Origin of the sequence: Clostridium sp. HCP1S3_C6 (assembly GCF_052066735.1) — a bacterium.
Classification (GTDB): domain Bacteria; phylum Bacillota; class Clostridia; order Clostridiales; family Clostridiaceae; genus Clostridium.
Map to the genome: position 1 here is coordinate 1 of NZ_JBQHRN010000002.1, position 13,135 is coordinate 13,135.

A 13,135-nucleotide genomic window follows, 5' to 3' on the forward strand; every position below is an offset into this window, starting at 1 on the left:
AATGCTCTAGCCAGCTGAGCTATTCCGCCAAATTATGGTTGCGGGGGCAGGACTCGAACCTACGACCTTCGGGTTATGAGCCCGACGAGCTACCAACTGCTCCACCCCGCGTCATTAAATTTTAATTTTGTTTCTAGTGTTTAACAAAATAAACTTTGGTGCCGAAGACCGGAATCGAACCGGTACGGTGTTTAACCACCGCAGGATTTTAAGTCCTGTGCGTCTGCCAGTTCCGCCACTTCGGCACATGGTAGCGGAAATAGGACTTGAACCTACGACCCTTCGGGTATGAACCGAATGCTCTAGCCAGCTGAGCTATTCCGCCAAATTATGGTTGCGGGGGCAGGACTCGAACCTACGACCTTCGGGTTATGAGCCCGACGAGCTACCAACTGCTCCACCCCGCGATATTAAATAATTTTAATATTTATTAAATAAACAAAAAGAAACTTGGTGCCGAAGACCGGAATCGAACCGGTACGGTGTTTAACCACCGCAGGATTTTAAGTCCTGTGCGTCTGCCAGTTCCGCCACTTCGGCAAGTTCTAAATGCTATCACTAGCGACAAAATTTATTATATAGTAACTTTTTTATACTGTCAACATTTTTTTAAAAGAAAATGAAAATTAACATAAAAAAATTACTATACAACATATATTATATAGTAATTTTTGTCATTAGTTAATAAAATTCACTATTTGCTTTTGCTATTTTTACTTTTGAATTCTTGATGTCTTTTAACATCTTGCATTTTTTCTTCACTATCTTTTAAAAACTTAGAAATTTTATCTTCAAAATTCGCTGAAGCTTGAGTTTTATTTTTTTCAATATTCCAATCAAATTCTGCTGGTTTTGCTGATTTTTTGTGCACATTAGCTTGTTTAATTGATAAACTTATTTTTCCATTATCATCAATAGATAAGACTTTTACCTTAACCTTATCTTGTTCTTTTAAGTGCTCCCTTATGTCCTTTACAAATGAATCTGCAACTTCTGAAATATGAACTAATCCTGTTTTTCCTTCTACTTCAACAAAAGCTCCAAAATTCGTTATGTTTACCACTGTTCCTTCTAATATGTTTCCTGCCGCTAAGGTCATTTTTAAACGACTCCTCCTTATATTCCTAAAATATATGTTATTATTATTATAACCAAATAATTTGTTAATTTTATTTACTTGTCTTATTAACAACTGAGAATTCACCATTTTTTATCATGCTAAGCTTCTCTCTTGCAAGTTTTTCAAGATATTCATCTGTTTGCGCTTTATCATTTTCTTCTTTTAATCTTTGAGTGTCTTGTTGTAAATTTTCTAGTTTAATTTCTTGCTGTTGTTTTTCCTTTGCAATCCTATTCATAGTCTTTCCCTGTTTTACAAGGTTAAACACAAAAACAATTGCAATTACTAAAAAAATTATTTTTTTTAGCCTTATGCTTTTATTCATGCTAAACACCCCAAATCAATCTATAAATACATTTTAAACACTATATCAACTTTATTCAAGTAATTTTTTAATCACATATCATTTTTTTGAGTTTATTTTCCACAAAAACAATCTTAATGGGTAAAAAATATTTTTAACTGCTACCCTAAATACTGATATAAACATATTTAATACTCTTCTTATTAATCTATACAAAACCCTACTAATAAATTTAAAATAAATTATTAGAAAAAGGATTATAAATACATAAACATACAACCCAAAATATGCATATCCTGAATATAATAGTAGTGTAAATACCATAATCCCGCATAAAATGAAAAATAAAATATCTTCTATGGCAATAATTATTCTAGGTATTTTTATACCTCTAATTATTCTATAAAAATCAAATAAAATCCCCATAAGAAATCCAGAAATACTTGCATAAAAAATTATTTTAAATTGAACTTCTAAATCTAATGGCATATTTATTACCTACTGAAATAATTTTTTTAATATGCTTTCTTTATTTTTAGTAATTTCCTTATCTATATAGCTTATAGAGATTATTGTTCCAGTTATTATAACATCACCATTTTGAACGTCTAATTTATTCATCTTCATATCATTTCCCTTGATATGTAGGTTCCCTAAGGTAGTAGTTAAAAGTATTTTATCTTCTTCAAAACTAACAACCTCTGTAACACCAGTTAGTGAAAGTTTTTTTCTATCATTAAGTTCTAAGCTGCTTTTTTTAAGCTCATCCATATTTCTACCTCCATATATCTTTATTCACAATATATGAAGTAAAATATAATTTTATTCTTTGTCTTCAGTTCCTTCTAAAATTAGATACATCTCTTTAGCTTCTTCTTTTCTAACATGTGCAGAAATATTTACAACTTTTGCTTTTATAGTTCTATTAGCAAATGAAATTTCAATAATATCATCTTCATTAACTTCAGTAGATGGTTTTGCTACTTTGCCATTAATTATTACTCGTCCACTTTCACAAGCTTCTTTAGCCACTGTTCTTCTTTTTATAATTCTTGATACTTTAAGATACTTATCTAATCTCATAACATATAACCTCGCAAATAATTTTTTTATAAAAGAACCCGAGCAATCTCGGGTTCATATTACTTATTAACTTTTTCTTTAAATTCTTTTCCTGCCTTAAATACTGGTACAGTAGAAGCTGGTATTTGAATTTCTTCTTTAGTTCTAGGATTTCTTCCTGTTCTAGCTGCTCTTTCTCTTGTTTCGAATGTTCCAAATCCTACTAGTTGAACTTTTTCTCCATTTTCTAATGCTTCTTCAACACTTTCTACAAATGCTTTTAATGCTGCTTCTGCATCTTTTTTTGTTAAATTACTTTTTTCTGACATAGTTGTGATTAATTCTGATTTATTCACTATTACATCCTCCTTAATATTAAGTTTATAAAATCTAACTTTTATTATGTACTATACCTACATTCTCCTATTATATAACCACTTTACCCTGTAGTCTACACTTTTATATCATAATTAATGTTGGCTATAGCAACTACATAGACTTATTCTTCAAAAATGATTAAATTCCTTCTTTATGACGCTATTTTTCTATTTTTTTTGCTTTTTCCCACAATACATTCATATAATCTAAAGATACGTTATTAAAATTATTACCCTCTTTGATAATTTGAGATTCTATAAAAGAAAACCTAGCTATAAATTTATCTACACTTTTTCTAAGAGCTTCTTCTGAATCTATCTTTAAAATTCTAGAAATATTAACTACTGAAAATATTAGATCACCTATCTCTTCAGTTATTCTTGCCACATTACCACTATTATATACATCCATGACCTCATTAAGCTCTTCAACAACTTTATTTGCAGCCTCCTTTGCATCTTCAAAATCAAATCCAACCTTACTTACTTTCTTTTGAACTTTTTGAGCTCTAATAAGGGAAGGTAAGTATTTTGCCACAGCATTTATTTCATCTGTTTTGGTATCTAGAGACTTTTCTTTTTTCTTTAATAAGTCCCAATTCTTTAACACTTCCTCTTCATTATCTGCTGATACATTTCCAAATACATGAGGATGCCTATAAACCATCTTATCGTATATACCACTTATTACACTTTGAAAATCAAATGTATGCTTATTACGTTCTAATGATACATGAAATACTATTTGAAAAAGAACATCACCAAGTTCTTCTTCTAAAGCCTTAATATCTTCTTTTTCTATAGCATCTACCACTTCATATGCTTCTTCTATCATAGAATTTTCTATGCTTTTGTGTGTTTGAACTTTATCCCATGGGCAACCACTTTCTCCTCTTAATATTTCTACAAGTTTAAATAAATCATAGATATCTCTAGTTTGTCCCAATTTGTTATTGTCAGCTTTTTTAGGTATATATATACACTCAAAATTGCCGTTAAATTCAAAGGATATATCTCTTAATGATTTTTCACTATAATTATCATTTTTAAAATAATAAACTTTTGTAAATTCACCATAATACCTTTTTAAAGTGCCAATTATAATATTAAAATTATTAATATTTGAAATACCTGTAATTATTGTATTTTCTCTTTTATTAAAAATATATTCATTAATATTATTTTCTTTTATAATGTTAACTCCATGAAGCAAATTATCATCAAATTGAGTAATAACATTATCTAAAAAACTCTCTGCAGAAAACACTTTATATGGTATACCTCTTTGTTTACATTCCTTTATTAAATATACTGCCAAAATATCATCTGACATAGGATTTCCAGCAACTCCATAAATCACATCTTCATTTTTTAGCAAAATTCCATCTATGATATTTTTAGTCAAAATTTCTATAGGCATATTTTTATTTAATTTGTTTACTATTTCATAAAATGAAACAAATTTATGTTTAAATTCAATCATTTTATTAACTATTTCATTATTAAAATTAGTATATATCTTATTACATTTTTTTAATTCCATAATATTTGCATTACTTAAATTATGAATATTACCATTTCCTAAACCTACTATCTTTATCACAATTATCTAACCTTTCATCTTATTAACTATCCATCTTACTTTTAATCTCTTTAATTGAAAAAATTTTTAATACTACAATGGCAAGTATATATATTATACCACCTATTGATATGGACAATAAACACGCTATACCATTACTACCAGTGTAAGTATATAATTGCATATAGCATATTAATACTGTAATTATCATAATAACTGATGCAAATAATGGTTTAATAAAATTGTTGAATATATCTATTCTAATGTTTATTTTTCTTTTGATTCTTATTACATTGAGAATTGCAACTATAACATATGCAACTATTGTAGCTATAACTGCTCCATATATATTAATATTACTTTGCCTAACTAAGACAATTGTTAAAATCATCTTTATAATACACCCAATAATCAAATTAATTACAGGCGAAATATACCTTCCTATTCCTTGTAATATTGATGTAGTAACTTGTGTCACAACAATAAAAGGAATTACAATTGATAAATATTTTAAAATATCAGCTCCATCAGCCCTTCCTGGGAATATAAGATTCATTATCGGAGAAGCCAAGAAAAATAATCCTAGCGTACAAGGAATTGATATTATCTGTGATATTTTAATGGCAGTATTGACCTTTTTTCTTAATTGATCTCTTTTCTTTAATACAAATAATTCAGCTATTATTGGTAATAATGATGTGCAAATTGCAATAGATAGAGTAAATGGAATGTTTATAATTACAGATGCTTTGCCTGTTAATTGAGCATATAAAATAGTGGCATTTTTGCTACTTAATCCTGCCTTAATAAGATTGTTAGGCACTAGTATTGAATCCATTAAATTCATAATACTGCTTGCAGTAGCCCCTAGGGATATAGGAATAGATATTTTTAATATCTTTCCTAACATTTCAGTATTACATTGTATGTTTTTTATTTTATACTGCCTTTTTACCTTAATATATTTAAAATATAAATATATTAGAGCTATTAATCCACCTGCAGCTGCACCAAAAGCTGCTCCTCCTGCAGAATACTCAATTCCTTTTGGAAGCAATAGAACTGCTAAACCCACTCCAAATACTACTCTTCCAATTTGTTCAAGAATTTGTGATATAGCAGGATAAGTCATACTTTGAAATCCTTGAAAAAAACCTCTAAATGCCATTAATAACGATACAATAAGTGGTGCAAAAGAAATGCCCACTAATGAATAATATGCCTTGCTATCCCAATTCAAAAAAACTATTATTGATTTAGAAAAGAAAAACAAAACAAATGATGTTCCGAAACCTAACATAATCATTAATATTATAGTTTCTTTAATAACCTCAAAATTTCCTTTTATGTTATTAATAGCATTATTTTCAGAAATTAATTTTGAAACAGTTATAGGTATTCCAGATGCCATAGCAACAAAAAACATATATAAAGGATATGACATTTGATAATATCCTATTCCCTCATCTCCAATAAGCATAATAAGAGGCCACCTGAAAAATAATCCTAAAAATCTTGTTACTATGCCTGCTATACCTAAAATCAAACTACCTTTTATTAAGGATTGTTTTTTCATTTAATACCTCCAAATTTAATAGTATATTTATTACTATTTTCTATTTAGATGTATTATTACAATAATTTTATTGTTCCATTTGCTTACCTAAAAATGCTGTTGCTGTTTCTGCAAGTTTCATTTCCATATCTCCAAACCTATTTCCTTCTTTTGATAATATTATAAGAGCTCCTATAGCATCGCCTCTTGCTATAATTGGTGAAATTACTTGTGATGAATACTTTTCTTTATATTCATCATCATCCTTATGTAATGATATAACTTCTGAACTACCTGTTAACTTTACTATTTTTCTAGAATCCATTATATTTTCTAAATCATTACTTATTTTTCTTTCTAAATAATCCTTTTTTAAACATCCACTTGCTGAAATAAACTCATCCCTATCGCATATTAATATGATATTTCCAATAACCTGCTGAAGGCTTTCTGCATATTCCTTAGAAAAATTAGTAAGTTCACTAATAGGAGAATACTTTTTTAAAATTATGCCCCCCTCTCTATCTGTAAATATTTCAAGTGGGTCCCCTTCTCTTATTCTTAGAGTTCTTCTTATTTCCTTTGGAATAACTACCCTTCCTAAATCATCTATTCTTCTAACAATACCTGTTGCTTTCATAAAAAACCTCCTAATAAATTAACTAACAATATTATTATTTGATTTATTAGAAATTTTATGCACTATAACCATGACAAATTTAAGCGTAAAAAAGGATATTTGCCAATAGCAAATATCCTCTTTCAATTTATAAAATGTCAATTAAAGCTTATCTTCATAAGTTTTAGTTTTATACTTTTCTTTGTATTCTTCCATTTTATTATTATATTCGTCTTGCTTTTTAGTACTTAATACCTTTTCCTTTACTTCATCTTTTACTTCATCAAGAGTTGGAGTTTTTTCTTCAGTATTAACTTTTGTATTATAAATTATATGCCATCCATAACTTGTTTGTACTGGATCTGATACTTGACCAGCTGGTAATGCTTTAAATGCATTTTCAAATTCTGTAACTAATCCACTGTTTTCAAAGTTTTTATGGCCTAAATCTTCATAAGAACAAACATCTTTAAATTCATCCATCTTAGAAATATCTTCTAAAGACTTACCATCCTTTGCATATTCTTTAGCTTTTTTAGCATTTGCTTCTGCATTATCACCAGTAAATAAAATATGAGTAACATAAGCTCCTGGTTGTTCCTTATATGAATCTATATTATCATTATAATATGTTTCTATTTCATCATCAGTAGCATCTACATCTTCAACCCATTTATCTATAGCTGCTTGAACTATGCATTGCTTTTTAAGATATTCTTTAAATGAATCAACAGTAAATCCTATACTGTCAAGATATTCTTCAAATTGATCTTCATCATCATTATTATATTTTTTATATTTATCCATTTGTTCTTGAACAAATGTATCAATATCACCATCAGATGGTGTAACTCCTAATTCATCTGCTGCTTTTAATAATACCTTTTCTTCTATTAGATAATTTAAATAATTTTGTCTAGCTTCTTTTAATGTGTCCTTTAATGAATCATTACTTTCATAATCATCACCATAATAAGACTTATATTGTTCTAGTACAGCTTTCATTTCTTCATCTAAATCTGCTTTTGTTATTTTATCTCCATCAACTTTAGCAAGTACAGTTTTTCCAATTGATTCTGGAGTTCTTTCAATTATATTACACCCTGCTATTGATAGTGCCATTACTCCTACTAATGCAACTGACATATATTTTTTTATATTCATTAATATTTCCCTCACTTTGTTAATTAATTACTAATAGGTTAATCACAAATACTAGTATAACAACTTTTTACTAAGAATTCAAACATTATATAAAATTTAATGCAATATTTTACATTAGTCTACCATATATTCTAAAACTTCCTTAATTATATTAAGTGTTTTTTCGTTATTAATCTTATTTTTCTTTATTGTAAAAGATGGTTTATTTCCAAATTTTAACACTACTAGTTCTTTATATTTTTTATTAAGTTTTTTCAAACTTTCAATATAATAAACTTCAGAATCAGCAAAATTAAATGCTATTCCAAAATCATCTTCTTTAATTTCTTCAATTCCTATCTTTTGAGCATCCTTTTTCAAATAAGCAATATCCATTAAATTGTATACAGATGGTGGTATAACAGAATATCTGTCTTCTAGTTCTTCTTTAATATCTTCATATTCTTCTTCATTTTCAATAGATGCTATTTTTTTATAAACTTCAATTTTTTGAATCTCATCACTTATATAATCTGATGGAATATATGCATCTATTTTTAAATCCACAGATGTTTCTATTGGTTCTTTAACTTCACTATCACTATTTTTAATAGCTTTAATAGTTTCTTCAAGCATTCGGCAATAAAGATCATATCCTATTGCAGCCATATGTCCATGTTGAGAAGCTCCTACCATATTACCTGCTCCTCTTATTTCTAAATCTCTCATAGCAATTTTAAATCCAGAACCAAGTTCTGTAAAATCTCTTAATGCCTTTAATCTTTTTTCGGCTATTTCTGTTAGTATTTTATCTTTAGTATACATAAGATATGCATATGCTATTTTATTTGACCTTCCAACTCTTCCTCTAAGCTGGTATAATTGCGAAAGTCCCATCTTATCAGCATCATTAACTATTATTGTATTAACATTTTGAATATCCATTCCAGTTTCAATAATTGTTGTGCATACTAGTATATCTGATTCTTTTGCCATAAATGAAAGCATCTGCTTTTCTAGTTGCCTCTCAGACATTTGTCCATGAACAACTGATACTGTACATTCAGGAACAAGTTCTCTTATATAATTTGCCATTTTGTCTATTGTTTCTACTCTATTATATACAAAGTAAACTTGACCATTTCTAGATTTTTCACGAATTATAGCATCCCTTATTAATTGGTCATTTTGCTCTACCACATATGTTTGTATAGGATATCTTTCTTCTGGTGGTGTTTCTATTACTGATATATCTCTTACTCCAGTAAGTGACATGTGAAGAGTTCTTGGAATTGGTGTGGCACTTAAAGTTAATACATCTACGTCCTTCTTTAAATTTTTAATTTTTTCTTTTTGTGCTACTCCAAACCTCTGTTCCTCATCTACTATTAACAATCCTAAATCCTTAAATTGAATATCCTTCGATACTAATCTATGAGTTCCTATAAGAATATCAACATTTCCTTCTTTAACAGCCTTAAGAGTTTCTTTTTGATCCTTAGCAGTTCTAAATCTGCTTATCATATCTATTTTAACAGGAAAATCTGAAAATCTCTTTTTAGCATTCTTGTAATGCTGTTCTGCTAAAATTGTAGTTGGCACTAAAAATGCTACCTGTTTTCCTTCCATAACAGCCTTAAAAGCTGCCCTTAATGCTACTTCTGTCTTTCCATATCCAACATCACCACATAATAATCTATCCATTACTTTTGTAGATTCCATATCCTTCTTTATTTCTTCTAATGAAGAAAGTTGATCTGGTGTTTCTTCAAATGGAAATTCATCTTCAAATTGCCTCTGCCACTGAGTATCCTTTGAAAATTTATGTCCTTTTATAGAAGCTCTAGTAGCATATAATTTTACTAAGTCTTCGGCAATTTCATTTATTGATCTTTTAACCTTTGCTTTAGCCTTTTTCCATTCATTACCTCCAAGTTTATTTACTCTTGGAGTTTTCCCTTCACTTCCAACATATTTTTGTACAATATCAAGTTGGTCAACAGGTACATAAAGCTTATCTCCCTTTTCATATTCAAGATCTAAATAATCTCTCTTATGTCCAGCCACATCAATTTGCTTAATACCTTTGTATATTCCAATTCCATGATTAACATGTACAACGTAATCTCCAACTTTAAGTTCAGCAAAACTTTTTATTTTTGATATGCCCTTTTTCTTGCTTTTTTTGTTCTTAGTTAGTTTTCTTTTAGCTTCACCAAAAACATCCTTATCTGAAATAACACATATCTTTAATTCACTACATTCAAAACCTTTTAACAAATTTCCAAATGTTATTACAACTTCATTTGGTTTAATCTCATCAATTTTATCATTATATCTACTTTCAATATCTCTTTCTCTTAATGTATTTACAAGTCTTTCGCCCCTAACTCTTGTTCCTGATAATATTATTGTTTTATAGCCTAATTCTTTCTTTTGCTTTATATCATCAATAAGAAGTTCAAGCTGCCCTTGATATCCATTTAACTCTTTCGTATCTATTGAAACTTTATTATTAGTTTTTAAATTTTCACTATTAGAAATTAATGATGTTAATACTACATTAGTCTTTTCTTCAAAATAATCTTTAACTTCTTGTTCATTAAAGAGCAAATTTAATTGCCCGGGCAATATATCTCCTCTTTCCAAAAACATAGAATAGTTTTGGCTAAACTCTGTATATATACTTTCAAGTTTTCCAAAAGCCCTGTCTTTTTCAGCTACTATAACAAAATAATTGCTTAAATAGTCAAAAAAACTATTTGCTTTATCATAAAAGAATGGCAAATAACTTTCTATCATTTGAAAAGTACCAAATTCATCAAGATCACTTAAATTTTTTCTTATATTATTTTCTAATTTCTTATTTCTATTCTTGTCTTTGCATTTAGATAAAACTTCATTAAGTTCAATTTGTATATTATCTTTAGCTAATATTTTTGCATTTTCATCTATTATAACTTCTTTAGCCGGAAATATTTCGATCTTATCTACGTTATCAATACTTCTTTGAGATTCGGCATTAAATGTTCTTATTGAATCTATTTCATCTCCAAAAAATTCTATTCTATATGGATATATAGAATCTGGTGGATATACATCTAATATGCCTCCACGTACTGAAAATTCTCCTTTTGATTCTGTCATTTCTGTACGTTCATAACCACTCTCAACCAATAATTTTATAAGATTACTAAAATCTATTTGCTCACCAACTTTTAATACTTTTGTATGTTTTTTAAATAATTCTTTAGGTGCATATCTTGATGCAAATGCATCTATAGATGTTACTATTATATTTTTTCTTTTTGATAATATTTCTTTAATTATCTTTAATCTAGCCCATCTCAAATCACCTGAAATAGCATCTATATTATAAAATACTATTTCCCTCGCTGGGAAATAGTATACATTGCTCATATATAAATTCATATCTTCATATAAATTTTTAGCTTCTAAATCACTATGAGTAACTATTACTATAGATTTATTTAGTACATCATATATGCTACTTATTAGGAAACTTTTTGCAGGTTCCGACAATCCATTAACTTCTATAAGTTTATTATTGTTTATACTTGATTGTATAGATTTAAATTTATCACTAGTAATTAAGGGGTCCATCAATCCCTTCAGTCTCATTTTATGCACCGTCCTTAACTTTTAGATTTACTTGAAATAAAACCATTAAACTTATTCATAGCATCCTTTGTTCCTGATTCAATAATTGTCTCTGTTGCAGAAACAACTGTATCAAGAACATCATCTAATATTTCAAATTCTTCTTTTGGAAATTTACCTAATACATGACTTACCAAATCTCCTTTAGGTTGCCCAACACCAACCTTTATCCTTGAAAATTCATCATTTCCTAAATTTAATATTATATTTTTAATGCCGTTGTGACCACCAGCGCTACCTTTTTCTCTAATTCTAAGCCTTCCAATAGGAAGACTTATATCATCATAAATAACTATTATATCCTTATTAGAAAGCTTATAAAAATCCATAACAGCTTTTACACTTTCACCACTAAGATTCATAAAAGTTAACGGCCTAAGAATCATAACTTTTTCACCTTTTATAATTCCTTCACCATATTCACCCTTAAATTTTTCCCTATTTATACTAATATTATACTTTTCAGCAATACAATTAACACAATTAAAACCGATATTGTGTCTCGTATTCCTATATTCTTGACCTGGATTACCAAGTCCAACTATGAGAATCATTTTCGCTAACTCCTTACTTAAAAATCTATATTAATTTCAATCTGTTGCCTATTTCTTAGTATAACACAAACAACACTGTCTCCCACCTTTTTATCCTTAACAGCCTCATATAAATCACTATTATTCTTTACTTTTTTATCATCTATGCTTATAATAATATCACTTGACTTTATGCCAGCTTTAGCTGCATAACCATCTTGAATTACCGATTCAACATATAATCCAGTAATTGAAGAATCTATCTCAATTTCCTTACCCATTATTCCAAGGGTAGACTTAAGTCCGATTATATTATTTATTACATTTTTTATATTTATTGCACTAACTCCATAAAATAAATTTTGCTTATCATACTTGTCAGTTAAACTCTTGCTGGCAAAGCCTACAAGTTTACCATCCATATTACAAATAGGGCCACCAGTATTCAATTCATTTATTATTGCATTTGTTTGTAAAAAAGTATATTCTACTTCTTCTAATTTCTGCTTTTCAACAGTAGTTATTATACCACTAGTGCATATAGTTGCATAATCCCTTCCATAAACATTTCCAGCAACTAGTATACTATCTCCCATCTTAATTCCATCATCCTGCTCTATTTCAATTGGTTCTAAATTGCTGTAATTGATTTTAAGCACTGCTATATCTGCACCTATGTCTTTTCCTACTATTTCTGCTTCCATGGCAGGAGCACCTTGCGATGGTATTTTTATATATATTTTTTCAAATGATTGAATAGTAGAATAATTAGTCAAAATATAGCCCTTTCCATCTACAACTACCCCAGTAAAATTAGAATCATCATACTGAGATTTTTGAAGATTTTCAGGACTATTTGACACTGTAACTAATGATTTAGATATTTTAGATAATATATTGGAATATTTATTATTTTCTCCATAACTCTTATGATCAACAACATTGTTTGATATATTAATATCTTTTAGATATCTATCTACAATAAATTCTGCTCCTATTGCACCACTCATTAACGATATTGTTACAAGACATAATATCATAACTATATTACGCATTTTAAAATATCTATATCTTCTTTTTATCTTTATTCTCATGTTAGGGTTATTGTTTTTGTTGTTTCTATTAAACTTATGTCCTATTCTCATAACTTGAATACCTC

General features: G+C 28.3%; 13 protein-coding genes and 5 tRNA genes. All 18 read right to left on the reverse strand.

The window, feature by feature from the left end:
- Nucleotides 1-35: 35 nt before the first annotated feature.
- Nucleotides 36-111: transfer RNA gene (locus ACTNAO_RS01040), tRNA-Met, on the reverse strand.
- 45 nt (nt 112-156) lie between these two features.
- Nucleotides 157-245, reverse strand: a tRNA-Leu gene (locus ACTNAO_RS01045).
- A gap of 3 nt (nt 246-248) precedes the next feature.
- Nucleotides 249-325: transfer RNA gene (locus ACTNAO_RS01050), tRNA-Met, on the reverse strand.
- Nucleotides 326-331: 6 nt separating this feature from the next.
- A tRNA-Met gene (locus ACTNAO_RS01055) sits at nt 332-407 on the reverse strand.
- Between the two features lie 44 nt (nt 408-451).
- A tRNA-Leu gene (locus tag ACTNAO_RS01060) sits at nt 452-540 on the reverse strand.
- Between the two features lie 154 nt (nt 541-694).
- The gene (locus tag ACTNAO_RS01065; RefSeq protein WP_441025677.1) at nt 695-1,099 is read right to left on the reverse strand and encodes a S1 domain-containing RNA-binding protein; all 405 of its coding nucleotides are present in this window, start codon (nt 1,097-1,099) and stop codon (nt 695-697) included.
- Nucleotides 1,100-1,169: 70 nt separating this feature from the next.
- The gene (locus tag ACTNAO_RS01070) at nt 1,170-1,445 is read right to left on the reverse strand and encodes an FtsB family cell division protein (RefSeq protein WP_441025674.1); all 276 of its coding nucleotides are present in this window, start codon (nt 1,443-1,445) and stop codon (nt 1,170-1,172) included.
- A gap of 78 nt (nt 1,446-1,523) precedes the next feature.
- A complete protein-coding gene (gene yabQ, locus ACTNAO_RS01075; RefSeq protein WP_441025672.1) occupies nt 1,524-1,913 on the reverse strand; it encodes a spore cortex biosynthesis protein YabQ in 390 nt (129 codons plus the stop codon).
- A gap of 9 nt (nt 1,914-1,922) precedes the next feature.
- Nucleotides 1,923-2,195 (reverse strand): sporulation protein YabP, encoded by a 273-nt coding sequence (gene yabP, locus ACTNAO_RS01080; protein WP_441025669.1) that lies wholly within the window; start codon nt 2,193-2,195, stop codon nt 1,923-1,925.
- 51 nt (nt 2,196-2,246) lie between these two features.
- A complete protein-coding gene (locus tag ACTNAO_RS01085) occupies nt 2,247-2,507 on the reverse strand; it encodes an RNA-binding S4 domain-containing protein (RefSeq protein WP_441025666.1) in 261 nt (86 codons plus the stop codon).
- A 59-nt stretch (nt 2,508-2,566) separates the two neighbouring features.
- Entirely contained in the window at nt 2,567-2,842 is a 276-nt protein-coding gene (locus ACTNAO_RS01090; RefSeq protein WP_441025663.1) for an HU family DNA-binding protein, read from the reverse strand.
- A gap of 181 nt (nt 2,843-3,023) precedes the next feature.
- Nucleotides 3,024-4,466, reverse strand: coding sequence for a nucleoside triphosphate pyrophosphohydrolase (gene mazG, locus ACTNAO_RS01095; protein WP_441025660.1), 1,443 nt, complete (start codon nt 4,464-4,466; stop codon nt 3,024-3,026).
- A 22-nt stretch (nt 4,467-4,488) separates the two neighbouring features.
- A complete protein-coding gene (locus ACTNAO_RS01100) occupies nt 4,489-6,021 on the reverse strand; it encodes a putative polysaccharide biosynthesis protein (RefSeq protein WP_441025657.1) in 1,533 nt (510 codons plus the stop codon).
- Between the two features lie 67 nt (nt 6,022-6,088).
- The gene (gene spoVT, locus ACTNAO_RS01105) at nt 6,089-6,640 is read right to left on the reverse strand and encodes a stage V sporulation protein T (RefSeq protein WP_441025654.1); all 552 of its coding nucleotides are present in this window, start codon (nt 6,638-6,640) and stop codon (nt 6,089-6,091) included.
- Nucleotides 6,641-6,781: 141 nt separating this feature from the next.
- Nucleotides 6,782-7,783, reverse strand: coding sequence for a SurA N-terminal domain-containing protein (locus tag ACTNAO_RS01110; RefSeq protein WP_441025652.1), 1,002 nt, complete (start codon nt 7,781-7,783; stop codon nt 6,782-6,784).
- A 114-nt stretch (nt 7,784-7,897) separates the two neighbouring features.
- Entirely contained in the window at nt 7,898-11,404 is a 3,507-nt protein-coding gene (gene mfd / locus ACTNAO_RS01115; RefSeq protein ID WP_441025649.1) for a transcription-repair coupling factor, read from the reverse strand.
- Between the two features lie 14 nt (nt 11,405-11,418).
- A complete protein-coding gene (gene pth, locus ACTNAO_RS01120) occupies nt 11,419-11,997 on the reverse strand; it encodes an aminoacyl-tRNA hydrolase (RefSeq protein ID WP_441025646.1) in 579 nt (192 codons plus the stop codon).
- A 17-nt stretch (nt 11,998-12,014) separates the two neighbouring features.
- The gene (locus ACTNAO_RS01125) at nt 12,015-13,121 is read right to left on the reverse strand and encodes a S1C family serine protease (RefSeq protein ID WP_441025643.1); all 1,107 of its coding nucleotides are present in this window, start codon (nt 13,119-13,121) and stop codon (nt 12,015-12,017) included.
- Between the last annotated feature and the right edge of the window lie 14 nt (nt 13,122-13,135).

Coding starts and splice junctions, on each gene's coding strand:
- ACTNAO_RS01065 (WP_441025677.1), bottom strand. CDS start 1,099: ATGACCTTAGCGGCAGGAAACATATTAGAAGGAACAGTGGTAAACATA.
- ACTNAO_RS01070 (WP_441025674.1), bottom strand. CDS start 1,445: ATGAATAAAAGCATAAGGCTAAAAAAAATAATTTTTTTAGTAATTGCA.
- yabQ (WP_441025672.1), bottom strand. CDS start 1,913: ATGCCATTAGATTTAGAAGTTCAATTTAAAATAATTTTTTATGCAAGT.
- yabP (WP_441025669.1), bottom strand. CDS start 2,195: ATGGATGAGCTTAAAAAAAGCAGCTTAGAACTTAATGATAGAAAAAAA.
- ACTNAO_RS01085 (WP_441025666.1), bottom strand. CDS start 2,507: ATGAGATTAGATAAGTATCTTAAAGTATCAAGAATTATAAAAAGAAGA.
- ACTNAO_RS01100 (WP_441025657.1), bottom strand. CDS start 6,021: ATGAAAAAACAATCCTTAATAAAAGGTAGTTTGATTTTAGGTATAGCA.
- spoVT (WP_441025654.1), bottom strand. CDS start 6,640: ATGAAAGCAACAGGTATTGTTAGAAGAATAGATGATTTAGGAAGGGTA.
- ACTNAO_RS01110 (WP_441025652.1), bottom strand. CDS start 7,783: ATGAATATAAAAAAATATATGTCAGTTGCATTAGTAGGAGTAATGGCA.
- mfd (WP_441025649.1), bottom strand. CDS start 11,404: ATGAGACTGAAGGGATTGATGGACCCCTTAATTACTAGTGATAAATTT.
- pth (WP_441025646.1), bottom strand. CDS start 11,997: ATGATTCTCATAGTTGGACTTGGTAATCCAGGTCAAGAATATAGGAAT.
- ACTNAO_RS01125 (WP_441025643.1), bottom strand. CDS start 13,121: ATGAGAATAGGACATAAGTTTAATAGAAACAACAAAAACAATAACCCT.